Source organism: Aliiroseovarius crassostreae (assembly GCF_049803815.1).
In the GTDB taxonomy this organism is placed as follows: domain Bacteria; phylum Pseudomonadota; class Alphaproteobacteria; order Rhodobacterales; family Rhodobacteraceae; genus Aliiroseovarius; species Aliiroseovarius crassostreae_A.
In genome coordinates this window covers 1,121,638-1,145,583 of record NZ_JBNAGI010000001.1, presented here as the reverse complement: position 1 = coordinate 1,145,583, position 23,946 = coordinate 1,121,638, and the positions used below count along the sequence as shown (strand labels likewise).

Genomic DNA, 23,946 nt, shown 5'->3' with positions numbered 1-23,946 from the left:
CATTGCCCCCAGGGGCAAGCCTATAAAGGGGCGGGCATCACGCCCGCCCCTTTTCTTTGGCACCTTCCGGGTGCCCCTAACGAAGCCACTCGCAGCCAGAACGGAGCCTGGACATGACCCAGACCAACGGTGCTGAACCGAAAAAACCAATTTGGCGACGCTATTTCCTTTGGGGAATGCCCGTTGCCGCGATCGCCGGCATCTTTGTCGCTGGGATCATCTTCTGGGGTGGTTTCAACACCGCCATGGAAGCCACCAACACCAAGGATTTCTGTATCTCCTGCCACGAAATGGAAGATTTCGTGTATCAGGAATACAAGGGCACGATCCATGACGTGAACCGGTCCGGCGTGGGGGCCGTTTGTTCCGACTGCCACGTTCCAAAGGATTGGACGCACAAGATGATCCGCAAGATCAAGGCGTCGAAAGAACTTTGGGGCAAGATGGTTGGCACCATCAACACCGAAGAGAAATTCGAAGCCAAGCGTCTTCATCTGGCGATGAACGAATGGGAGCGGATGAAGGCCACGGACAGCCGCGAATGCCGTAACTGCCACGATTTCCAATCGATGATGCCGGAATTTCAACGCCCGCGCGCCCGTCAACAGCACCTGAACGCGATGAAGACCGGCCAGACCTGTATCGACTGTCACAAGGGCATCGCCCACTCGGATCTGCGCGATCGGGCCGAAGACGAATATCTGGAAACGCTGGAAGCACCGAACCCGGACTTTATCCGCGAAATTCCACAGGCCTATCTTGACAGCCTCGCCCGGATCGAAGCGAAGGAAGCCGAGGAAGCCGAGGCCGTGAAGGTTGCCAAGGCGGCTGAGCAAGAGGCGCTTCAGGCGCGGATTGCGGCCGCTGTTGACGCGGCAGTTGCCGCAGAGCAGGCCAAAGCCTCCGGTGCGGCCCCCGCCGCAGCCACAGGTGGCGCAGATGTCGCCCCCGGTGTGGATTGGGCCGCGGTGCCCTCGACCGACCTGACCCTGTTCTACCCGGGGCAAGCCTCGTTTGAATGGGTGCAAAACGGCAAGCAACACGGCGGTGCCCGTCCGCTGACCCAAGGCGGCGATCAGTGCACCACCTGCCACGCGAAAGAACTGGAAGCCATTGGTGGCAAGGTTGTGGCCGGTGGTGGCGGCAAGGATGACGAGCTGGAGCCGACCCCGATTCCGGGCAAGCCGGGCATTATTGGCGCCACGTTGAAAGCAGCCCATGACGCCGACAACCTCTATGTCCAACTGAGCTGGGCAGACAATGGCCACAACCCGGCACCCTTCGTGGATGGCGGCAAGATGGATCCGGACAACCAGGTGAAAGTTGCCATGATGATCACCGGCACGGGGATTGAACTGGGTGACCAGGCGGGCTGTTGGGCCACCTGTCACGCGGACAACACCTATATGCCGTTTGATCCGGGTGCCGAGGCGATTGCCGCAAATGATGCGGTGGCCGCCCAGCTTCAGGCCCAGGGGTCGATCACCAAATACCTGTCGGAAAGCCGCACCAAGATCGAGGTCAAAGGTCGCCGTGGCAAAGCCCAGGGTGGTTGGGATCAGCTGAAAACGCCTGAAGAGATCGAGCAACTGCTGGCAGATGGCACCTTCATGGACCTGATGCGCGTCTACGCAGACGGGTCAGCCACCAATGGCTACCTGCTGGAACGCCGGGTGCAGAATGAAGGCGAGATCACCGGCTCTGCTGAACTGTCCGCTGGCCAGTGGACCGTGACCTTTGCCCGCCCGCTTGCCGGTGGGGTTGGCGACGTCGCCCTGGAAGCAGGCAAGACCTATACGGTCGGTTTCGCGATCCACGACGACTATGCCGCCGCGCGGTTCCACCACGTCACGTTGAACACGACGATGGCCCTGGACAGCGCCGACGCCCAGATCAACGTGGTTGGGCAATGATCCACCGCTGATCCCAATCAGCGCACAGAAAACCCGTCGGGCCCTGCATTACGCGGGGCCCGCGTCTTTTGCGCAAGCCATTTGCAGAGCGGCAGAATATTTGGTTTAGTCGTCTCAAAGCCGTTCCACTGAAACACGCGAGGCCCGGCGCCCGACCCGTTTGCGACACTCACCCACGTGTCGGCACCACGGGGGCCTCTCACCGATCAGGAGATACAGCAATGAAGATAATCCAACCTTTGGCCGCAGCCTTTTTGGCAAGCACCCTCGCAGGGTCCGCCCTGGCAGGGGGGGCGGCGTCTGATGATGCGCAGGCCACGACGCCAACCGCCGATGACGCGCCGGCCGCGTCGCAAACTGCCGATGACGCGCCGGCCGCGTCGCAAACTGCCGATGACGCCCAGACCGAAACCCAAGGGTCCGACGATGCGCAAACCGCGTCCAAGGGAAATGCGGACAGCGAACTTTGCGCCGAAGCCGAGGATCGGTATGTAGAGCTGTTCGGCCACCCCTCATCCGAGGAGGAGGGCGTGACGGTGGTCACCATGTATAAATACAACTTTTGCCCGTCCGAACTGAGTGTGCCCGTGGGCACCACCGTGCGCTGGGTCAATGTGGACAAACGCACCAGCCATTCGGTGATCGTCAAGGGATCGGGGGAACCTGAAAGCGACCGTGCCTTTCCCGAGGAAACCATCGAGTTTACCTTCCTGACCGAAGGACCGCAGGACATTCTGTGTGGCCCTCATTGGGAAACGCAGGACATGTTCAGCAAGATCACCGTCGAACCGGCCGAGACCGAAAGCTGATCCCGGCACACGGGTCCGGGCGCGCCACGTTGCCCGGGTTTTATCGCCGGAATGCAATTATTTTCACTGTTAATGAAGGTGGGGCGGCCCAAAAACCGGCCCACCTTAACACATGTCAAGGAATCAGATCGGCAAGCCGTTAAGTCTGAGGTCATAAAAGCCTGGCCCTCAACGGCTCCGTTCTCATCGCTGTCCCCTCACCCCCACCCGTGGAACAGCCATGCCGCTTGTAACCGGAGAGGGTCCGGCGTCCAGCCATCCACAGGACGAGCGAGACCAGACATGACCGGCAAAGTTTACCTCATCGGCGCAGGCCCCGGCGACCCGGAGCTTATGACCTATAAGGCCGTGCGCCTGCTGAAAGAGGCCGATGTGGTGGTCTATGACCGCCTTGTGTCGGACGAGATTGTGGCGATGGCGCCCAAAGACGCCAAGATGATTTTCGTCGGCAAATCCGCCCACAACCACCCGGTGCCGCAGGACCAGATCAATGCCATTCTGGTGGCCGAAGCCAAGGCCGGGCACAAGGTGGCCCGGATCAAAGGGGGCGATCCCCTGATCTTTGGCCGTGGGTCGGAAGAGGCCGCGGATCTGGCCGCTGAAGGCGTTGAATGCGAATATGTGCCGGGTATCACCGCCGCGCAAGGGGCTGCCGCGATTTCCGGCGTGCCGCTGACCCATCGGGATCTGGCGACCGGTGTGCAATATGTGACCGGTCACCGCGCGCGGGACGAAACGCTGGACCTTGACTGGAAACGTCTGGCCGATCCGATGACCACGCTGGTGGTCTATATGGGCGTGGCCAATATCGGGCAGATCGCCGTGGGTCTGATGACCGAGGGGCTGGATCCCTCGACCCCGGTCTTTGCCATTTCGCGCGCCACCACCCAGCATGAACGCCGCATGGTGTCGCGTTTGGATCGCATTGCGCAAGACGCGCGCGAGGCGGGGTTAAAGCCGCCCACGCTCTTCATCATCGGCAAAGTGGTGTCGCTTTATCAACACCAACAGGTCGAACCGGAAGAGGTCTCTCTTCATGGCTAACACGCTGCCCCCTCTCTCCCTTGTGCCGGCACTTCTTGTTGCGGGTTGGGCAGCGGTGACCCCCTTGGCTGTGTGGGCCGACGCCCCGCCTGCTGAAACCGACCTTTCAGGGGGGCTGAATACCGAGGAGCTGAAGCGCCTCGTGCATCAGGATTGCGGATCGTGCCATGGGCTGACGCTCAAGGGCGGGCTTGGTCCTGACATCCGTCCGGAAAGCCTGACCCATTATGAACCGGACATTTTGGAAACCGTGATCATGGAGGGCATCCCCGATACCGCGATGCCGCCCTGGCGCCCCCTCATCACCCAAGAGGAAGCGCAATGGATCGCCCTTTATCTTTTGAATGGAGACGCGCAATGAAACCGTTCCGCACCGCGCTCGCCCTGTCGCTTTTGATGGTCACCACCGCACTGGCCGAGACCAAGACGATTGCCACCGGTGATCTGGGCCTTGTGATCGAACGTGCCAAAGGATCCGTGATCCTGATCGACCAATCCGACCGCGCGGCGCTTGCCCGGATCGAGGGGTTGGGCGATCTTAGCCATGCCTCGATGGTCTATTCGCCGGATGAACGCTACGCCTATGTGTTTGGCCGCGATGGGGGCCTGACCAAGGTCGATATCGTTGAACGGAAAATCGCAAATCGCGTGGTGCAAGGCGGCAATTCAATCGGTGGCGCCATTTCTGATGACGGCAAACTGGTCGCCGTATCAAACTACGAACCCGGCGGTGTAAAAATCTTTGATGCCGACACGTTGGAGCTGGTCGCGGATCTGCCCACCGGGTCAAAAACCATTGGGCTGGTCGATGCGCCCGGTCGCAAATTTGTCTTCACCATGTGGGACACCGGCGAGACCTGGATTGCCGATATGTCATCTGGCGAAGCACAGATCACCAAGATCCCGGACATGGGTGAAAACCCTTATGACGCGTTGGTCACCGCCAATGGCCGCACCTATATCACCGGGCTTTTCGGCGAGGATGGCCTGACCGCGCTGGACCTTTGGGCCGAAAACCCGGAACCCATTCGCGTATTGCCGAATTACGGTCGCGGGAAAGAAGAAATGCCGGTTTACAAAATGCCCCACCTCGAAGGGTGGGCGCATACGGGGGCCGAATTTGTGTTGCCCGCCGTGGGCCACCACGAGGTTCTGTGGATCGACGCAGGTTCGCTCGAAGAAACCGCGCGCACCCAAACTTACGGTCAGCCGGTCTTTGCCATGGCGCGGCCCGATGGGCGGCAGGTCTGGGTGAACTTTGCCCACCCGCTGAATGACACGATCCAGGTGATCGACAGCGTCAGCAAAGAGATTGTGCATGAATTCAAACCCGGCCCCGCCGTGCTGCATATGGAGTTCACCCCGCGCGGCAATGAAATCTGGGTGTCGGTGCGCGATGAAAACAAGGTGAAGATTTACGACACGCACACGTTTGAACTGCTGCGCGAGATCGAGGCCGACAGCCCATCGGGCATCTTCTTCACCGCGCGCGCCCATCGCACGGGGCTGTGACCCGTGGATCAATTTGACGACATGGATCGCGCCCTCTTGGACGGGTGGCAACGGGAATTTCCCCTCTCGCACCGCCCGTATCACGCCATCGGTGACGCGCTGGGCCTTGGTGAAGATGAGGTCCTGAGCCGTTATGCGCGCCTTCTGGAAGACGGGCAGATCAGCCGGATCGGGGCGACCTGCGCGCCCAACACCGTGTCCGCCTCGACCCTCGCTGCGGTCGCCGCCCCCGATGATCGGATCGAAGAGGTGGCCGGGCTGATCAACGAAGAAGACGGGGTCAACCATTCCTATCTGCGCGAAGATCACTGGAACATCTGGTTTGTGATGACCGGGCCGGATCGGGCGTTTGTCGACGCGGCCCTGGCGCGGATCAGCGAACGGACCGGGCTGCGCGTGATTGATCTGCGCCTCGTGCGCCCGTTTAACATCGACCTTGGGTTCAAGCTGTCGGGCACCGGCGACGCCATGCCGCCCGCGCGCAAAGTGGACCATGCGGCGCTGATCGATGGGGATCGCCCGATCATGGCGGCGTTGTCGTCAGGCATGGTTTTGTCACCCACACCCTACGCAGATCTCGCCACCCATTTGGGGCGCGAAGAAGCGGATGTGCTGGACCGTATCCGCGTGCTTCAGGACGCCAAGCTGATCTCGCGTCTTGGTGTGATTGTGCGCCACCGGAAACTTGGCTGGGCGTCGAACGCGATGGTCGTCTGGGATGTGCCCGCAGATCAGATTGGCGAGATTGGCCCGAAGCTGGCTGCGCAGAAAGGTGTCACGCTGTGCTATGAACGTCGCCCGGTGGATGATGTCTGGCCCTGGCGTCTTTACACCATGTTCCACGCCAAATCCCGCGACGTGGCATTGGAGAATATCGAAGCTGCCGCAACCCTGCCGGAACTGTCCGGGGCAAACCGCAAAGTGCTTTTCTCCACCCGTTGCTTCAAACAAAAAGGGGCGCTGATCGACCGCGCCCGCACAACGGAGGTCCCCGCATGACCCTGGACCAGATTGACCGCGCGATCATCAACAGCCTGCAAGATGATCTGCCCATGACCCACCGCCCGTTTCAGCCCCTGGCCGAAGAACTGGACATCACCGAAGCCGACGTGCTGGACAGGATCCGCACCATGAAAGACGCGGGCGTCCTGACCCGTTTTGGCCCGTTCTTTGATGCCGCCGCCATGGGCGGGGCTTTTTGTCTGTGTGCCATGGCCGTGCCGGATGAAAAATTCGATGAGGTCATGACAAAGGTCAATGCGCATCCCGAAGTCGCGCATAATTATGAACGTGCGCATCAGTTGAACATGTGGTTCGTGCTGGCCTGTGAAACCCCCGAAGGGATCGGGGCCACGGCGGATGTGATCGAAGGGGAAACCGGGCTGACGGTCCACCAGTTCCCCAAACTGCAAGAGTTTTACATCGGCTTCCGGGTGGCGGCATGACAATCGACGACACAGACCGCAAGATCATCGAGGTGACCCAATCGGGCCTGCCGCTTTCGCCTACGCCCTATGCCGATCTGGGGGCCATCCTTGGTCTTGGCGAAGATGAGGTTATGACCCGCCTGACCGCCATGAAGGACAGCGGCGTGATCCGCCGCATTGCCGCCGCACCCAATCACTACAAGCTGGGCATGACCGCAAACGGGATGAGCGTCTGGGACGTGGCCGATGACCAGCTGACCGCGCTGGGCCAGAAAATCGGCGCGCTGCCTTACGTGACTCATTGCTATGAACGGCCCCGGGCGCTGCCCGATTGGCCCTATAATCTGTTTGCCATGATCCATGGCGAAACCTCTGACGAGGTGGAAGAAAAAAGCGCCGAAATTGCCGGTATTCTGGGCGATGCGCTGCGCGGCAAAGACATCCTTTATTCCACCCGCATTCTGAAAAAGACGGGGCTGCGGCTTCGTAAGAAAGGCTGACCAATGTTTCGACTGACCGAATACATGAGCCAACTTGTGAACCCGACCCCGGTGCGCCAGCGTCGCGGAACGGGCATGGTGAAACCGGTGGTGATCTGGAACCTGACCCGCCGCTGCAACCTGCGTTGTCGGCATTGTTATACGGTGTCGGCGGATGTGAATTTCCCCGGCGAGCTGGACGAAGCGCAGGCGATGAATGTGCTCGACGATCTGGGAGATTTCAAAGTGCCGGCGCTGATCCTGTCGGGGGGTGAACCGCTCGACAGCCCGTACCTGTTCCCGCTGGCAAAAGCCGCGCGCGACAAGGTGCGCGTGCTGGCCTTGTCGACCAACGGCACCAAGATCTTTGGCGAAACCGCCGATAAGGTGGCCGAGATCGGGTTTGATTACGTGGGCATTTCGATCGACGGGATTGGCGAGACAAACGATTGGTTCCGCGGTGTGAACGGTGCGTATGACGCTGCCGTGCGGGGCGTGCGGGAACTCAAGAAGCGCGGCGTGAAGGTTGGTCTGCGCTTTTGCCTGACCGAAGGCACGCAGCATCACCTGCCCGATCTGCTGAAGCTTTGTGACGACGAAGGTGTGGACAAGTTTTACCTGTCGCACCTGGTTTATGCAGGTCGCGGCGACAAACACCGGGGCGAAGATGCGCATCACCAGATGACCCGTCAGGGGTTGGATCTGTTGCTGGAGCGCGCGTGGTCCGCGGTGTCAGAAGACCGGCCGCTGGATATCGTCACCGGCAACAATGACGCGGATGCGGGGTATTTCCTGCAATGGGCCCAGGAACGGTTTGATGCCGACAAAGTGGCCCATCTGCGCGATCACCTGACCGCCTGGGGTGGGAACTCGTCCGGGCTGGGCGTCGCCAATATCGACTATCTGGGCTATGTCCACCCCGACACCTATTGGTCCGATTACACGATCGGCAATGTGAAAAAGAAAAAGTTTTCCGAATGGTGGACCAGCGATGATCAGATGCTGGCAACCCTGCGCACCCGCCCCCGCCCGCTGAAGGGCCGTTGCGGCGCGTGCAAGATCAAGGATATCTGCGGCGGCAACACCCGCATTCGCGCCCTGCAGGTGACCGGGGATCCCTGGGCGGAAGACCCCGCCTGCTACCTGTCAAATGCCGAGATCGGTGTGGCGGATGCCGACCGTCTTGAAACCACCCCGTTCCGAGGAAAAAGCAATGACCCGAAACATCAGTTCTTCTAAACGCGCGCGCGCCTGGCTGATCGGGTTGGGGGCAATGGTTCTAAGTGGGGCGGCCACGGCCGACCCGGTGGCGGATTACAAGGAATTCTGTGCTGACTGCCATCTGGAAAACCGGTTGGGGGCGGCGGGGCCTGCTCTGATTCCGGAAACGCTCAAACGAATGCGGGGGCCGAAGATCGAGGCGGTGATCCGCGAAGGTCGGGTCGCGACCCAAATGCCCGGCTTTGCCGAAGAGCTGTCGGATGAGCAGATCACAGCGCTGGCCGAATATGTGAAATCTCCGCTCGAAAGCATCCCGCCCTGGGGCGAGGAAGAGATCATGGCGAGCCGCGTGATGAACGAAGATTACGTCGCCGCGGCCGCGCCCGTCTGGTCGTCCGATCCGATGAATATCACGCTGGCGGTTGAAACCGGCGATCACCATGTGTCGGTGTTGGATGGGGATACGTTTGAACGGCTGGACCGGTTCGCCACGCCCTTTGCCGTGCATGGCGGCCCGAAATTCAGCCCCGATGGGCATTACGTGTTCATCATGTCGCGGGATGGCTGGGTGCAGAAATATGACATCTGGTCCCTGCAAGAGGTGGGTCGCGTGCGCGCCGGGCTGAACAGCCGCAACATTGCCATGTCCGGTGACGGGAAATGGCTGGCCGTGGCCAGTTACCTGCCCAATTCGCTGACCATCCTGTCGACAGACGATCTGTCGGTGGCCGAGGTGCATGAGGTGGTTGGAAAAGATGGCACGCCGTCACGCGTGTCTGCGGTCTATCAGGCCCCGCCGCGCGAAAGCTTTGTTCTGGCGCTAAAGGATGTGCCGGAGATTTGGGAAGTGTCCTATGCCAAATACCCGGACATGAATTACTTCGGCGGCGGGCTCGCGCATGATTGGAAGATCGAAGGGCCGGTGCCGCAGGATACCAATTTCCCGATCCGCCGGATCACCACGCCGGATTTTCTGGACGATTTCTTTTTTGATCAGTCCTATGAACATGTCATGGGCGCCTCGCGCGAAGGGGCAGGCGGGTTGGTGATCGACCTTGTGATCGGTCAGAAAGTGGCGGATCTGGACCTGCCGGGCATGCCGCATCTGGGATCCGGGATCACCTGGAAACGCGGCGATCAGACCGTGATGGCCACGCCGCACCTGCGTGATGGCACCGTGTCCGTGATTGATATGGACAGCTGGGAAACCGTGAAACAGATCACCACCGAAGGGCCGGGGTTCTTCATGCGCAGCCATGAAAACTCGCCCTATGTCTGGGCCGATGTGTTCTTTGGTCCGAACAAGGACAAGATGCATGTGATCGATAAAAACACGCTTGAGATCGTCAAAACCCTTCAACCCGTACCGGGGGCAACCGTGGCCCATGTGGAATTTACCAAAGATGGCAGCCACGCGCTTGTGTCGGTTTGGGAAGACGACGGTGAAGTCTTGATTTATGATGCGAAATCGCTGGAGCTGGTGAACCGCCTGCCGATGCGCAAACCTTCAGGGAAATACAATGTCTGGAACAAAATCACCTTCTCAGAAGGAACCAGCCACTGAGGCAGAGATCGAACCGATCGAAGCGCTGATCGTATCCCACGGTCAGCCGTCCGATCCGGAGCCTGCAGAACGGGCCTTGGCAGAATATGCCGCGCGTATTCAGGCGGCTGTTCCCGATCATGTGATCAGGTCGGCCACCTTGGCGGCACCCGGTAAGTTGGAAGAAAGCCTGGCCTGCATGGCGGATGGCGGGGTGATCTATCCCCTGTTCATGGCGGATGGCTGGTTCGTGCGCACGGCACTGATCAACCGAATTTCGGATGCCGCGCTGGATATCGTGGTTAGCATCATGCCGCCTTATGGATTGTCGACCAGATTGCCAAAAATCGCGGCGAACCATGTGCGCAAAGCGATGGGAGAAACCGGCAACGATAAGCTTTTGATCGTCGCCCATGGCTCGGCCTTTGGCGATGCGCCCGCCGCGTCGGCGCGGCTGTTCATGGAACGCCTTCAGGCGGAGCTGCCCGATACGCGGATGGAGTTGGGCTTTCTGGAACAGGAACCGTCGATTGGGGACAAGGCCAAGGCGCTGGGCGACGGCGCGATCTGTCTGCCCTTCTTTGCGATGATGGGGGATCACGTAAAACTGGACGTCCCGGCCGCGTTGAAAATGGGTGGGTTCGAGGGGCCAGTGCTCCCCTCGATCAGCCACCTGGATGGTGCCGAGCAGATTGCAATTGATGCGCTGTCGCATGCGATGGCGAAACGGCTGGGGGGGTAACCCCGCGGCCGGGCGGCGACGGGTCAACTGGGATAGTTGAAGTCCTGCACCATGGTCCAGATGTCTTGATTGATGGTGATCAGGGTTTGGATGGCGGCTTCTATATCGGCCAGAACCAGGTCGTCCACCTCGCTTATCTGTCCCATGCGGATATCGTGTTTCCGGTCGGCAATCCGCATCAGGATGGTCTTGGGATTGCCGCCATCCGGGTCAAACGCATAGATGCAGTGGTTGAACCGGTTGCGCAGGGCGCTCAGCCGTTTGATCCGTCCAGTCACATCCAGAATGCGCTGGTGTTCGTCTTGGGTGCGGCGATCCATTTTGGCCAGACGTTCCACCAGATCCAGCCGCGCCCGGCTGGTGTTCAGGGTCAGGAAAATCACCACGGCGGTTTCCTTATCCGTGTCGCACAGGCCGGCAATCAAGTGGATCAACAGGCTTTCCGTGTTGGTCCACGCATAGTTCAGCTTGCCAACCCGCAGCAGAAGATCATCAAGCTGAACCGGAGCTTTTGAACCGGACATCAGCAGGGCGCCGGATCTGTTCCGCCTCCGCCGCCGCCCAGAAACATGATTGCCGCTTCGGTGCGATTGCGCGCGCCCAGCTTGGTGATCACGTGATGAATATGCAGCTTGATGGTATGTTCAGACAATTCCAGCTCTGACGCGATGGTCTTATTGGGTTTGCCTTCGGACACCAGCGCCAGCACCTCGCGTTCGCGATCTGTCAGGTCGGACAAATCGGTATCCGCTGGGGCGCTCCGGTTTGACACAGTGTCGGACGACATTCCTTCAAGCAACTCCTCCGGGATATATTTCCCCCCGCAAAGCAGCAGCCGCATGATTGACAGCCAGATATCGAACTGTTGATTCATCGGCAGGAAGCTGACGGCCACGCGATGATCGTCAGCATAGTGAGATTGGAACACGGATGTGGCCGCATTCACGTCGCGATACCCCAGAACCATCTGGCAAGCCCAGTCGCTGCTCTCGCAATTGGCAAGAAGATTTGGCAGTTCGTTTGCAAGGCTTTCATCAAGAATCAATGCGATAATGTTTTCAAACTTGGTCGCACTGTTTCGAAGATCGTTGATCGAGTCGCATCTTTCAAAGGCGACCCCATCAAATTCCACATTGGCCACACGGATGATCTGATCCGAAAAGCTCAACGCACTTCCTACGAAAATCACGGTGGGTTGGCTGGTTCCACCGATGGCTACATTAGCGGGTGCAAATGCACCTCTGTCCCCTCCATACATCAACTCTCTCCCTAAAAATTCAAAATACACCCCAAATCACTGGTGAAATTGATGGCGACCGAAATGGTTCGCCTGAAAAAACAAACAAATGCAGTAATACTTAACAGTTTAGACGATGATCGTTGCCGGGCAACTTGCCAAAAAGGGTAGTATTTTTTGTGTTCTGGGACGGGTTTCCTATCCTCTTGATTAATGTGATTTTTACAACCGAAAGAAGAAATTTAAGCAAAAACAATATCTTATCATGGTCGCCTCGTTTGAAGCATCCGATTCGGCCTTAACCTTTCCAACATTTGATGTGCGATTCGGGGTGATTCTCTCCGGATTTGCCCTCAATCGGTCGGGCAAGCCCCTAAGACGCGCTCAGGTTAACCTCTTGTTAACGTTCAACTCAGCCGGGAGGCGCAAGGGCTAGTCCCATTGGCCAGCTAGGTCACCCGCCCCCCTTTTGCCACATTGGTCGCGTCGCTTGTTTGGCGACACTCTTCTGCTGACGAACTGCTGCCAACGGGCCATAAGCCCAACGTTTCAACAGAAACTTCATTCCTTTGGCTACCCCGCAGCTCGTTGATTTACAGGGGGTTTTTTTTAGTAAGCGAGTACAGGCGGGCTGACGTCAATTTTCTGACAACGCCTGCATTCAATCCAACGCATTCACCGATCTGATGATCGTTTTTGAAATGACCGACGGTCCGGACGGTGAACCAACAGGAGTATATTGTTATGGGACATCGTCCGTTTTTTTACTGGCCGCTTGGACGCCAACATCAATCTCAGGACCAAGACCAGGACCAATGGCAGGGCCAGCATCAGGGGCAGCATAGCCTGAACCTGAATGGCAATGGCAATGGCAACATGAACCTGAATGACAACCATTCTTCGGGTGAAGGTACGGGGACCGGAGCCGGAGCCGGAGTTGGCTCGGGTACTGGTATCGGATCTGGCACGGGCCAGGCAAATGCCACGGGTGCCGCGAACGCAAGTTCGAACAACACCAATGGCAACACCAACCAAAACTCCAATGCCAGCGCAGCACGGTCCAGCTCCAGCAGCAACAACACCAACACCAACAAGAATGAAACCGATGTTGATGTTGACGTTGATGTGGAAATCGATCTGAAAGGCTATGAGCCGACCGATGATGATTTCGCTGATATCGATCTGGAAAACTCGACCACTGGCGACATCATCATGGCCCATGGCGATCTCAGCTATGACCCGGGCAACGAAATGTCGCTTGAGGACATCCTGAACGACTCGCTGAATGGTGCAGGAAATGATGTCGGCACCGTCAATGCGATGAGCAACAACCTGATCGACAACGACACGCTTGAGAAAGCTGAAGTTGGCGGCAACCTGAACCTGTCCAATGCCAAGGTCAATGGTGGTGATGCAACCTCTGATGACGGGATCGATGCCGATCCGACCGGCGGTGACGGAGGCAAGGATGCCGACGCTGATGGTGGCAATGGCAACGGTGGCTTCGCTCTTGGCGGGCTGGCTGTTGCCGGTGGCGGTGACGGCGGCAACGTGAAAGACGTTGATGCCGATGGCGGCGACGGCGATGACGGCGGCAATGGTGACGACGGCGGCGACGCTGGCGCAATCAGCGCAGCTGGTGCCCTGGGTGGCGCAGTTGCCGGTGCTGGCGCTCAAGGTGGTGAAGGCGGCGACGCCGGATCGATCGGCGCAGGCGGTGGCCTGGGTGCTGGCCTGGGTGCTGCCAATGCTGAAGGTGGCAACGGTGGTGATGGCGGCGACGCTGGTGCCATTGGCGTAGGCCTTGGTCTGCTGGGTCTTGGCGGTGCCGGAGCCATGGGTGGCGACGGTGACGACGGCGGCGACGCCGGTGCAATCGGCATGGGTGCCGGTCAGGGCATTGGCCTTGGCGCAGGTGGTGATGCTGACGGTGGCAACGGCGGTGACGCTGGTGCAGCTGCAGGTGCCATGAACTATGCTGGTGCTCAGTCTGGCGAAGCCTGGGCTGAAGGTGGCAACGGCGGCGCTGGTGGTGACGGTGGTGACGGCGGGCCCGCAATGGCGATCGGCGGCATGACCGGTGACGGCTACGGCGGACATGCCTGGTCAACTGGCACTGCGGGTGGCGGAGTCGGTGGGGCCGGCGGAACCGCAACCACCGGTGATGGCGGCCATGCCAATTCTGGGCAATGGGGTTCGCAAAACGGTGACGATGGGTTCGTGACCGGCACCTCGACCGCCTCGGCTGATGCCATCCTGGACACCACGGCGTTCAACCAGAGCATCGTGATGGGGGCCAACGTCCTGGGCAACACCGTGGACATGACCGTAGTGGGTGGCAACATGAACTCCACCTATATCGGCGACGACGATCTTGCCTGATCCAAACACATGCCGAGGCCGCGTCTGCGGCCCCGGCACCTTATTTTTTTTGCATCTTTTCCTGATTAAATATTGCCCGGGCATTGGCCCGCAAAAACCAAAAAATATGAGGATCGAGCGGCAACGGACACAGGGGGGTGGCCGATATGTCCTTTGATTATACAACAGAAGTTTTGTCACATTTTATAGGCTTGTTTGAAATTGCCGATGACCGTGCGCGCCTGCGCGACGATTATGATCGGTTCAAGATGGACCAAGCCAAACAAGAGCGTCTGGAGTTTGAAACAGCCGCGACGGTGAAGTTGAAAGCGCCTTTCCAGCTGGAGGCATTTGCCCCAAAGATCAAATACGACGCCATGGAACCAGGGGAGTTGCAGGCGAGCCCGTATTTCCCGAACATCTTCTACGTTGATGTTTATCCGGTCTGGCCGTTCATTCCGCTACCCGTTCTCGAATATGCTTTTCCGCTTGGTCCGGGGATCAATCACACCCTCCCACCAAGCGAGTTTGAAATGACGATGCCACCTGCGGGTTCCGTGGCCACGGTATCGGTCCAGCACAACATTCTTTTCGACAATGACGTAATCATTGGCGAAGGGCTGGTTGATTTCCTATCCCCCGACAGCTTCATGGCGCCGTTGGAAGACCTGGTTGAACAGGCCGAAGCTCTGCTGGCCTTTGACGTTGGTCGTTTGCCAAACAGTGAACAGACGGCCGAAGAGATTGCGCAGGGTTGGCAGGATCTGATCGAAGGCGCCCGCAACGATGGCATCTTGAACGACGCGCCCGACGGCGCCTCGATCTCGGTTCAATTCGGCGCGTCGGTCAATGGGATCTATGTCAATGGAGAGTTGGTTGATGAACTTCCTGACTTGACCACCTTGCTGCCTGTTCGTCTTCAGATAGATGAAGATCACGGGACGGGCACGGTGATCGAAAATGGTCAGACCAGCCAAGGGGAGGGGATCAGTGGTATCGATACGACGGCCTCTGCGCTGAAGGCTGGCAACACCACCGACGCCCCGTCGCCCTGGATGGTGCCCGCCGGGCATAACATCACGATGGGGGGAAACTTTCTGATCAACGAAGCCAGCATCGCGATGAGCTGGCTGGACGCCCCGGTGATGGCCGTCATGGGCAACGTGTTCTCGATCAATGCGATCAGCCAGGTCAACGTGGTGTCCGACCACGACACCGGCCTTGCGCCCAACAGCGATCTGACCAATGACATCTTGAACGTGTCGAGCGTCAGCCAGTTCACCAACCCCTTTGCCCCGGGCACCGGCGCCTTGCCGAGCCATTGGTTGGTGGCCGAGCTGGATGCGGATCTGATTGCCGCCAATTGGGTGGAACAGTTCAATTTCGCCATCGATAATGACATTGCCGAAGTCAGCCTCTCGGGTCAGGACACCTGGCTGCGCCTGGGCGACAACAGCCTTGTCAACGTCAACAAGATTGCCGAATTCGGCTTTGGCTATGACCTGATCATCATCGGCGGATCAATCATCAACATCAACGCGATCGGCCAGATGAATGTGCTGTTCGATAATGACATCTCGTCCGCCTCTGGCGGTGAACCCGGGCATGTGAACGGCAGCGGCAACGTGGTTGCCAACTTTGCCGGGATCAGCAGCACCGGTGTCGACAGCTATTCGGCGCTTGGCCACGGAATGGCCAGCGTGTTTGACCAGATCGAGGAAGGCCTGAGCACCATCCACGATGCCTTTGCCCAGTTGGAACAGTTCAATGGGATCGAATTGTTGCGGGTGCTGCACATCAAGGGCGACCTGATCCAGATGAACCTGGTCAAGCAGACCAATATTTTGGGGGATGCAGATCAGGTCCATGTGGCCTTGGATAATTTCCTGGGTGAACACGGGGATGTTGCGATCAACACCGGTGAAAACGGGTTGTTGAATGTCGCGTCGATTGGCGTCGGCGGGATCGACAGCGACATTTACGTGGGCGGCGAGGTTTATTCCGACGCGATGCTGGTTCAGGCGGATCTGATCGACACCGATGCCGACCCGCTTGGTGTAAGCCTGGCATCCGGCGATCTGGCCAATGAGGCCGTCGCCTTTCTAGCCGACGACATGATTCCCACTGATCCCGAGCAAGGGCACGATCCCGCAATTGTGCCCACCGCGGTCGAGGATTCGTCCTCAACCGACAGCCTTCAGGTGATGCTCGCCTGATCCATTGAAACCGCAAACGGCTTTTAGCAGGAGCACCATTTGCCATGAATATTAAGAATCCCCCGGAGGCCAGTGCGGCTGTCCCACGTCCCGAAAGTAAAGACAGCCCAACCGCGGAGAAAGTGCCTGGAAACAAGTCCTTTCTGCTCTCGCCGTCTCTTAGAGCGAAAGAGACCAAGTCCCCTAGAGAGAGCGCCGCAGATGCCCTCGGGGGACCCCCGATTGAAGGCGATACCGGGCCGATCCGGAAAACGCCGCCCGCCCCGTTGGAAGGTGGCGGAGATGGGGGTGGTGATGGCCCGAAACGTCCGCGGTTTCACAAACGCCTTGGCCCGGATGATTTTGCCAAGGGTCTGAAAAACGGTGTGCAGGCCGTGCGGCACAACCTGGCCTTTGTCATGGTTTTGACCTGCGCCACCAATCTGTTGATACTCGCGATCCCTATTTACCTCTTCCAAATCTCGGATCGCGTGTTGACGAGCCGCTCTCTCGATACACTGGTCATGTTGACAGTGGTGATCGCGGGGGCGGTTCTGTTGCAGGCCATCCTCGACGCGGTGCGCAGGTTCATCCTGATGCGTACGGCGGTCGAAGTGGCCGCGCAGTTGGGCGCACCGGTGCTCAGCGCCGCCGCCCATGCCTCTCTTCACGGAAATGGCCGGGAATATCAAACGCTTGGTGATCTGGGTCAGCTGCGCGCCTTTCTGGTGTCGGGCACCCTGATTTCCTTCCTTGATGTTCCATTTGCGCCTCTCTTTATCGTTGCGATCTTTCTGGTACACCCGCACCTCGGGTCGATCGTCGTCGCAACGGCGCTCCTGCTGCTGGTGATCGCGATCGTAAACCAGAAGATCACCGCCAAGCCTTTCGCCGAAGCGAACCTGTCGCAATCCAGGGCGAACGTGCATCTCGACAGCATGTCGCGCAACTCGCAGATCATCAACGCGCTGGCCATGGTGCCAGAGGCAGTGACGATCTGGGGCAAGGACACGGCGGCATCGCTGAAAGCCCAGGTGCGGGCGCAGGACCGGAATATCATCACCGCTGCAATCTCGCGTGGTGTGCGCCTTCTGACCCAGATCGGCATGCTCGGATGGGGGGCCTATCTGGCGATCAACGAAGAGATCACCGGGGGCATGGTCATTGCCGCGTCAATCATTGCCGGTCGGGCGCTTGCCCCGATTGAAGGGGCGATCGAAGGGTGGAACGGGTTCCTGCTGTCACGCGCCGCCTATGGGCGCATCAAGGCATTGCTCACGCAAACGTCGGTGAAATATGAACGGCTGCGCCTGCCCAAACCGCAAGGTCGGTTGGATGTGGAGCGCCTGCTGTATGTGCCGGCTGGCACCAAACAGGTGATTCTGAATGGGCTCAGCTTTGGATTGAAACCGGGGGAAACCCTGGCCGTGATTGGCAACTCCGGCGCGGGCAAGACGACGCTTGGCAAGATGTTGGTGGGGTCGATCCTGCCCACATCGGGCAACGTGCGCCTTGACCTGATGGACCTGCGCAACTGGGATCCGCGCCAATTTGGCGAAAGCATCGGATACCTGCCGCAGGACGTGCAGCTGTTTCCCGGATCGATCAAGGAAAACATCGCGCGGATGAAACCCGAAGCCACCGATGAACAGATCCACCGGGCGGCAATGCTCGCGGATGTGCACGCGATGATCGCCAATTTGCCGCACGGCTATGAAACCCGCGTCGCGGCAGATGGGTCGCCCCTGTCGGGCGGGCAAAAACAACGTATCGCGCTGGCCCGAGCCTTCTTTGGCGATCCGCGCCTGCTGGTGTTGGATGAACCCAACTCGAACCTCGACACCCAGGGTGATCAGGCGCTGGCGCGCGCGATCCAGGCTGCGAAGCAAGCCGGGATTACCGTTGTGGTCATCACTCAGAAACCGTCCCTTCTGAGCATCGTCGACAAAATCATGCTGTTGGCGGATGGCAACATTGCCCTCTTCGGGGAACGTCAGAAAGTGATGGAGCAGCTTGCGCAAAGGACGCGTGGAAACCAACAGCCGCCACCGCAATTCACAAGTGACCGCACCGCGCAGGGGCAATTGAAAAAGGGGGGCGTGAACAATGGCTGATCAAACCTCCATGACCCCGATCCAATGGTATGACGACGTGCCACGCTCGGTGACCAAATATATCATCTTTGGCCTCTCGCTGATGATCTTTGCGCTCGGCGGATTTGGCGTCTGGGCCTTTCGCGCTCCTTTGGCCGCTGCGGTGATTTCGCAAGGCAGCTTTGTCGCGACTGGTCGCAACAAGATCGTTCAGCACCTTGAGGGGGGTATCATCAAGCAAATTCATATCAATGAAGGGGATCGGGTTGAAGCAGGCCAGATCATCGTGACCCTGGATGAAACTTCTGCGATGGCCAGCCAGCGCGAATTGTTCCTGCGCAAAGTGCGGCTTGAGGCCAGCGAAGCACGGATACTGGCCGAATATGATGGCGAAGACCGCCTTGTGTTTGCGGAAGAGCTTGAATTGATGCGGTCGGATTTTGAGGTGGCCACCATTCTCGATAGCCAGAAAATCTCGTTTGATGTGGCGGTTCAGGGGCTGCGCAATGATATCGCGCTTCTGGAACGCAATATCGAGGCGCTGGGCATGCGCTCGGCGGGCTATGCCACACAGCTTGCCTCGACTGAAACGCAACTTTCCATCCTGATGGAAGACCTCGAAAGCAAGGAGCAGCTTTTGAACAAAGGCTTGGTGCGGAAGGTCGAAGTATCGTCGATCCGTCGTGCCATTGCCGAGGCAGAAGGCAGCATTGGTCGTCTGGAAGCCGAGATCAAAGAGTTTGATCAGGTTAGCCAGAAATATCAGGCACAGATTGATCAAACCATCAGCCGCTACCGCCGCTCTGCCCTGGACGAGCTGCAAAAGGTGCAGGCGGAACTGGAAAGCGTGCGTGAAAAAATTCGTAAGGCGCAAAGTGTGCTGACCCGCGCCGAGGTGCGTGCCCCGGTGGCCGGTACGGTTGTGCGTCTGCATTACCACACGGAAGGCGGGGTGATTGAAAGCGGCAAGGCGATTGCCGAAATCCTGCCGTCGGACCAACCGTTGATCATCGAAGTGCAGGTGCCGCGCACGGATATCGACAGTGTGAAAACCGGCCAACATGCAACGGTGCGGCTGACAGCGCTTAATCAACGCACCACGCCGGTGCTGGATGGAGAGGTTTACTACGTATCAGCGGATACGATTCCGGACAAAACCTCGGGTGTGGTGCAAGAGGTTTACCTGGCCCGTGTGTCGATCCCCAGTAGCGAATTGCAACGGGTTCCGGGGTTCTCTCCCACGCCGGGGATGCCGACCGAGATCATGATCCAGACGGCAGAACGGACCTTTTTCCAATATATCACCAAGCCAATCACCGACAGCATGACACGGGCCTTCCGCGAGCAATGATCCCGCGATTTGGTCAATGCTGACACCAGAAAACGCGCCGTGGAATGCGGCGCGTTTTGTCTTGCGGTGCTTATGCCCGGTTCAAAACCCGTGCATGCGTTTGGCCCATTGATAGGCCACCATCAGCCCCTTCATGCGGGGCAGGATCCAAAGGGAACTGGCCACGGCAATCACCGACAGGCTGATCGCAAAGGTCAAAGGTTCGGGTTCGAATTGCGTGTATAGGATATGCATCGCGATACCCAACACATGCCCGACGATCAGGATCGTCAGATAGGCCGGCCCGTCATCTGCACGTTGATGATGCAGCTCTTCCCCGCATTCGCTGCAGCTGTCATTCACCTTCAGATATGAATGCAAAAGCCTGCCTTCCCCACAATTTGGGCAGCGCAGGCGTAACCCTTTGGCCACGGCGGGTTTCCACGGGCGTTCCATCTGATCGGTTGCGTGAATGTCGCTCATTGATCGGGCTCCAGATAGGGTGCGGCAGCGGGGCCGCGCGTTGCCTCAGATCTTTAACGTGTTTTGCATTTCGTGCCAAAGCAATTTGCCATGATCCCCCGAGGCGCATGGTCACAGGGGGATCCGCTGCGTCGCCCTTGGGATTGGGGGGCAATCGCGCTAGACCATGGGCATGCAAGATGAGGATCCGAGATGAGCGACAAGCTTCTGTTTGACCAAGCCGGCCATGTGGTCACCCTGACCCTGAATGCGCCAGACACGCGCAATGCCCTGACCGATCAAGGCATGATGGGGGCGATCATTGATGCGATGGAGCGGGTCAATGGCGATCATTCAATTCGCTGCGTGATCCTGACCGGTGCGGGCAAGGCGTTTTCCTCGGGCGGGAATCTGAAAGACATGCGCGACCGCAGCTCGATCTTTGCGGGCGATGCGATGGCGGTGCGCGATGCCTATAAGGCGGGCATTCAAAAGGTGGCCAAGGCGGTTTGGGACTGCGAGGTGCCGATGATTGCCGCCGTGAACGGCCCGGCCTATGGGGCGGGCTGTGACCTGACCTGTATGTGCGACATCCGGATCTGTTCAGAAAACGCGGTCTTTGCCGAAAATTTCGCGCGGGTTGGGCTGATTGCAGGGGACGGCGGTGCGTGGCTGTTGCCGCGCCAGATCGGCCTGTCGCGCGCGGCTGAAATGACCTTTACCGGCGAACCTGTCTCGGCGCAAATGGCGCTCGATTGGGGCCTGGTCAGCAAGGTGACCTCGTCCGAGGATCTTATGGCAGAGGCCCACGCCCTGGCTGAACGTATCGCCTATAACCCGCCGCGCCAGCTGCGCCTGAACAAACGTCTGCTGCGCGAAGGTCTGAACCTGCGGCTCGATCAACTTCTGGAAATCGCGGCGAGCTATCAGGGCGCGTGCCACCAGACTGAGGATCACGCAGAAGCGGTGACTGCGCTGTTGGAAAAGCGTCCGGCCAAATTTACGGGGGCGTGATGCTGCCGATTCTTTATTCCTTCCGACGCTGCCCTTATGCGATCCGCGCCCGTCTGGCGATTGCCAGCAGCGGGGTGCAGGTTGAACTGCGCGAAATCCTTTTGCGCGACAAGCCCGAGGCGTTTCTTGCGGCCTCCCCCAGTGCCACGGTGCCCTGTCTGGTCACGGAAGATGGCAGTATTGATGAAAGCCTTGATGTGATGATCTGGGCGCTGAACCAGGCTGATCCAGAGCATCTTCTGGACATGCCGCAGGCGGGTCACGACCTGATTGCGCAGTTTGATGGACCGTTCAAACAGGCGCTCGATCACACCAAATATGCGGTACGCCACCCGGACAAAAACCCGGAAGCCGAGCGGGCCAGGGCCATGCATATTCTGGCAGAACTTGAAGTGCAGCTTGCTGAACACCCGTGGCTTTATGGCGATGTCCCCCGGTTGGCTGACCTCGCCATCCTGCCCTTTGTCCGGCAGTTCGCGATGATCGATAAAACCCGGTTTGATGGTGAGGCAACGCCGGGGGTGCGGCGTTGGTTGGACCGATTTCTGACCGGTCCTCGCTTGCAAAATGTGATGACAAAATATGCGCCGTGGGCCGAAGGTGATCCCGCGCAGACCTTCCCGAACTGACGGTGCCGACAGGGTCCGGCGATGGGGTCCGGGCCCGTTGCGCACCTGTTTTCAACCGTGCGCTGCTTTGCGCCGATCTTAACGAACTGATGACGATATAGGCTCGATTTTCGCAATTCGAGGGTGTCATGTCCGTTTCCGCAAACCTGTCTCTTCCCTATATCCAAGCCTCGCAGGCACAAAAGCACGTCACCCATAACGAAGGGATGCGCCGTCTGGATGCCATCGTGCAACTTTCCGTGGCCAGCGCCACCACCACAACGCCGCCCGGTGCGCCAAGCGATGGGCTTCGGCATATCGTGCCCACCGGGGCAACCGGGGATTGGGCTGGTGAAGATGGCAAACTGGCCGTTTATCAGGAGAATGCCTGGGTTTTCCTGGCCCCGGTTTCAGGCTGGATTGCTTATGTCGAGGATGTCGATCAGCCGCTGGTGTATGATGGTACCGCTTGGGGCGCGCTCAGCGTCAGCGCCTCGACCCAGAACCTGTCGATGGTTGGTGTGAATGCCACGGCGGATGCCACCAACCGGTTGTCGGTGACATCGCCCGCTTCGCTTTTTAACAACGAAGGCAATGGCCACCAGATCAAGGTGAACAAGGCTGCATCGGCGGACACCGCCAGTCTTTTATTCCAGACCAATTGGTCGGGGCGTGCTGAAATGGGCACCGCCGGGACCGATAATTTTGAGATCAAGGTGAGCGATGACGGAAGCACATTCCACCAAGCCTTTGTTGCGGATGCCGCCACCGGGCAGGTCAGCTTTCCGTCAGGGGTGACCGGCCTGAGCGATGCAAAGCTGACCGGCGGATTGATCACCACCGGCTATGCCACCGCCCGGGGCGCGGATCTTGTGGCAAATGGCGGTTGTGGCTTGGGCAACAACTACAATTTCCCGACCGAACTGGCATTTGATGCGTCCACCACACCGGATCTGCGCGGTTCGGTCTGCTTTGCCGGCTATCACGTGGGACCGATCCATATGGCGGAACTGATCCCTGTTGATCCGAACCGCGCCTATCGTTTGGGGGCCTACCTGCGCCAGGAAAGCGTGGCAGGGGATTGGTCTGCCTTCACCGAGGGGGAGCGTCATCAGCAGTATATGGGGCTGACCTGTCTGGACGCCGATCAAAACGTGATCGAGAGCAAACATCACATGCGCTATTATCACGGTGGTACCGACAGCCTGACCACATTGGCGGCCCCCTTGCAGCCGGGGGATACAACCATCACGTTGACCAATGCCGCCGGTTGGAACGAAAGCACCAGTGACAGCAATCAGCAGGGCGTGATCATCTTTGGCTACAAGGACAGTGCCGGGCGCGCTTATGCCCATTACTCGCGCTTTGTCGAAGCTGGGCTGTTTGACCTGGGGCAGGTCAACAAGACCACCCATGTGGTGACCCTGAACCAACCGCTGCCCGCAAATCTTGGCAACCCCGATGATCCGTCAGGCATTTGGCCCACCGGGACCGCAATCGCCAATAGCGGGATCGGCGGTGACAAAGCCGTTGCCATGAACGGGGACTACGCACCGGCGGTCGACAGCTGGTATGATGTCTCGGCCCATATCGGAGGTATCGATACATCAGGCACCAATGCCGCGTTCAACTTCGCCCCCGGAACCGCCTTTGTGCGCGTGTTCTGGCAAGCGAATTACTCCAACCGGTCAGGTGGTTTCTCCGGCCACCCGGATACCGGGGCGGCACATAAAGTCTGGTTTGCCGGTGTGTCGCTGACCCCGCAACCTCTCTCAGCAATGAGTGTGGCCGCCAATGGATCAGTGGATTTGAAGATCCCCGAGACGGATTTTGGAGCGGGCACAATTTCTCTTGTGGCAACAGCGCGCAGCATCGAGGCGTTGTAAACCAACAGATCTGCCGAAATTTGCACCGGGGGCATCGTGTATGTCCCCGGTGTTGCGTGCAGCCTACGTG

General features: G+C 58.9%; 21 protein-coding genes. 18 read left to right on the top strand and 3 right to left on the bottom strand.

Features of this window, described 5'->3' with window-relative positions; genetic code table 11:
• Positions 1-113 precede the first annotated feature (113 nt).
• The 11 genes from ACP15V_RS05685 to ACP15V_RS05635 all read left to right on the top strand — a co-directional run bounded on the left by ACP15V_RS05685 (position 114) and on the right by ACP15V_RS05635 (position 10,690).
• Positions 114-1,913, top strand: coding sequence for a NapC/NirT family cytochrome c (locus ACP15V_RS05685; RefSeq protein ID WP_424942691.1), 1,800 nt, complete (start codon positions 114-116; stop codon positions 1,911-1,913).
• A 221-nt stretch (positions 1,914-2,134) separates the two neighbouring features.
• Positions 2,135-2,722: a cupredoxin domain-containing protein gene (locus ACP15V_RS05680; protein WP_424942690.1), complete on the top strand. Its 588-nt coding sequence runs from the start codon at positions 2,135-2,137 to the stop codon at positions 2,720-2,722.
• Between the two features lie 282 nt (positions 2,723-3,004).
• On the top strand, positions 3,005-3,766 hold the full coding sequence (cobA, locus tag ACP15V_RS05675; protein ID WP_424942689.1) for a uroporphyrinogen-III C-methyltransferase: 762 nt from the start codon (positions 3,005-3,007) through the stop codon (positions 3,764-3,766).
• On the top strand, positions 3,759-4,127 hold the full coding sequence (locus ACP15V_RS05670; RefSeq protein ID WP_424942688.1) for a c-type cytochrome: 369 nt from the start codon (positions 3,759-3,761) through the stop codon (positions 4,125-4,127). The genes cobA and ACP15V_RS05670 overlap by 8 nt, the downstream gene beginning before the upstream one ends.
• On the top strand, positions 4,124-5,278 hold the full coding sequence (locus tag ACP15V_RS05665) for a cytochrome D1 domain-containing protein (RefSeq protein ID WP_424942687.1): 1,155 nt from the start codon (positions 4,124-4,126) through the stop codon (positions 5,276-5,278). The genes ACP15V_RS05670 and ACP15V_RS05665 overlap by 4 nt, the downstream gene beginning before the upstream one ends.
• A 3-nt stretch (positions 5,279-5,281) precedes the next feature.
• Positions 5,282-6,277, top strand: a complete 996-nt coding sequence (locus ACP15V_RS05660) for an Lrp/AsnC family transcriptional regulator (protein ID WP_424942686.1) — start codon at positions 5,282-5,284, stop codon at positions 6,275-6,277.
• Positions 6,274-6,723 (top strand): Lrp/AsnC family transcriptional regulator, encoded by a 450-nt coding sequence (locus tag ACP15V_RS05655; protein ID WP_424942685.1) that lies wholly within the window; start codon positions 6,274-6,276, stop codon positions 6,721-6,723. Before ACP15V_RS05660 ends, ACP15V_RS05655 begins: the two co-directional genes overlap by 4 nt.
• Positions 6,720-7,205: an AsnC family transcriptional regulator gene (locus tag ACP15V_RS05650; protein ID WP_424942684.1), complete on the top strand. Its 486-nt coding sequence runs from the start codon at positions 6,720-6,722 to the stop codon at positions 7,203-7,205. Before ACP15V_RS05655 ends, ACP15V_RS05650 begins: the two co-directional genes overlap by 4 nt.
• Before the next feature lie 3 nt (positions 7,206-7,208).
• Positions 7,209-8,423: a heme d1 biosynthesis radical SAM protein NirJ gene (gene nirJ, locus ACP15V_RS05645; RefSeq protein WP_424942683.1), complete on the top strand. Its 1,215-nt coding sequence runs from the start codon at positions 7,209-7,211 to the stop codon at positions 8,421-8,423.
• Positions 8,398-9,969 carry a cytochrome D1 domain-containing protein gene (locus ACP15V_RS05640; RefSeq protein WP_424942682.1) on the top strand — a complete coding sequence of 524 codons (1,572 nt, stop codon included), beginning with the start codon at positions 8,398-8,400 and terminating at the stop codon, positions 9,967-9,969. The genes nirJ and ACP15V_RS05640 overlap by 26 nt, the downstream gene beginning before the upstream one ends.
• Positions 9,926-10,690, top strand: coding sequence for a sirohydrochlorin chelatase (locus tag ACP15V_RS05635; RefSeq protein ID WP_424942681.1), 765 nt, complete (start codon positions 9,926-9,928; stop codon positions 10,688-10,690). Before ACP15V_RS05640 ends, ACP15V_RS05635 begins: the two co-directional genes overlap by 44 nt.
• 23 nt (positions 10,691-10,713) lie before the next feature.
• On the opposite strand, the gene ACP15V_RS05630 is transcribed toward ACP15V_RS05635, so the two are convergent.
• Together ACP15V_RS05630 and ACP15V_RS05625 are read right to left on the bottom strand one after the other, a co-directional pair.
• Entirely contained in the window at positions 10,714-11,214 is a 501-nt protein-coding gene (locus tag ACP15V_RS05630) for a hypothetical protein (RefSeq protein ID WP_424942680.1), read from the bottom strand.
• On the bottom strand, positions 11,214-11,978 hold the full coding sequence (locus ACP15V_RS05625) for a helix-turn-helix domain-containing protein (protein ID WP_424942679.1): 765 nt from the start codon (positions 11,976-11,978) through the stop codon (positions 11,214-11,216). Before ACP15V_RS05625 ends, ACP15V_RS05630 begins: the two co-directional genes overlap by 1 nt.
• Positions 11,979-12,671: 693 nt before the next feature.
• On the opposite strand from ACP15V_RS05625, the gene ACP15V_RS05620 reads away from it, so the two are divergent.
• The 4 genes from ACP15V_RS05620 to ACP15V_RS05605 all read left to right on the top strand — a co-directional run bounded on the left by ACP15V_RS05620 (position 12,672) and on the right by ACP15V_RS05605 (position 19,927).
• Positions 12,672-14,309 carry a hypothetical protein gene (locus ACP15V_RS05620; RefSeq protein ID WP_424942678.1) on the top strand — a complete coding sequence of 546 codons (1,638 nt, stop codon included), beginning with the start codon at positions 12,672-12,674 and terminating at the stop codon, positions 14,307-14,309.
• A gap of 191 nt (positions 14,310-14,500) precedes the next feature.
• Complete coding sequence (locus ACP15V_RS05615) at positions 14,501-16,504, top strand: hypothetical protein (RefSeq protein ID WP_424942677.1); 2,004 nt, start codon at positions 14,501-14,503, stop codon at positions 16,502-16,504.
• Positions 16,505-16,548: 44 nt separating this feature from the next.
• Complete coding sequence (locus ACP15V_RS05610) at positions 16,549-18,597, top strand: type I secretion system permease/ATPase (protein ID WP_424942676.1); 2,049 nt, start codon at positions 16,549-16,551, stop codon at positions 18,595-18,597.
• Positions 18,590-19,927, top strand: a complete 1,338-nt coding sequence (locus ACP15V_RS05605; RefSeq protein WP_424942675.1) for an HlyD family type I secretion periplasmic adaptor subunit — start codon at positions 18,590-18,592, stop codon at positions 19,925-19,927. Before ACP15V_RS05610 ends, ACP15V_RS05605 begins: the two co-directional genes overlap by 8 nt.
• Positions 19,928-20,008: 81 nt before the next feature.
• Here the strand turns inward: ACP15V_RS05605 and ACP15V_RS05600 are convergent, their stop codons facing one another.
• On the bottom strand, positions 20,009-20,389 hold the full coding sequence (locus ACP15V_RS05600; RefSeq protein WP_424942674.1) for a DUF983 domain-containing protein: 381 nt from the start codon (positions 20,387-20,389) through the stop codon (positions 20,009-20,011).
• A gap of 192 nt (positions 20,390-20,581) precedes the next feature.
• Between ACP15V_RS05600 and ACP15V_RS05595 the strand changes: the two genes are divergently transcribed.
• The 3 genes from ACP15V_RS05595 (at position 20,582) to ACP15V_RS05585 (ending at position 23,876) form a co-directional block, all read left to right on the top strand.
• Complete coding sequence (locus ACP15V_RS05595) at positions 20,582-21,382, top strand: crotonase/enoyl-CoA hydratase family protein (protein WP_424942673.1); 801 nt, start codon at positions 20,582-20,584, stop codon at positions 21,380-21,382.
• Positions 21,382-22,011, top strand: a complete 630-nt coding sequence (locus tag ACP15V_RS05590) for a glutathione S-transferase (protein WP_424942672.1) — start codon at positions 21,382-21,384, stop codon at positions 22,009-22,011. The genes ACP15V_RS05595 and ACP15V_RS05590 overlap by 1 nt, the downstream gene beginning before the upstream one ends.
• Positions 22,012-22,139: 128 nt before the next feature.
• A complete protein-coding gene (locus tag ACP15V_RS05585) occupies positions 22,140-23,876 on the top strand; it encodes a DUF2793 domain-containing protein (protein WP_424942671.1) in 1,737 nt (578 codons plus the stop codon).
• Positions 23,877-23,946 lie beyond the last annotated feature (70 nt).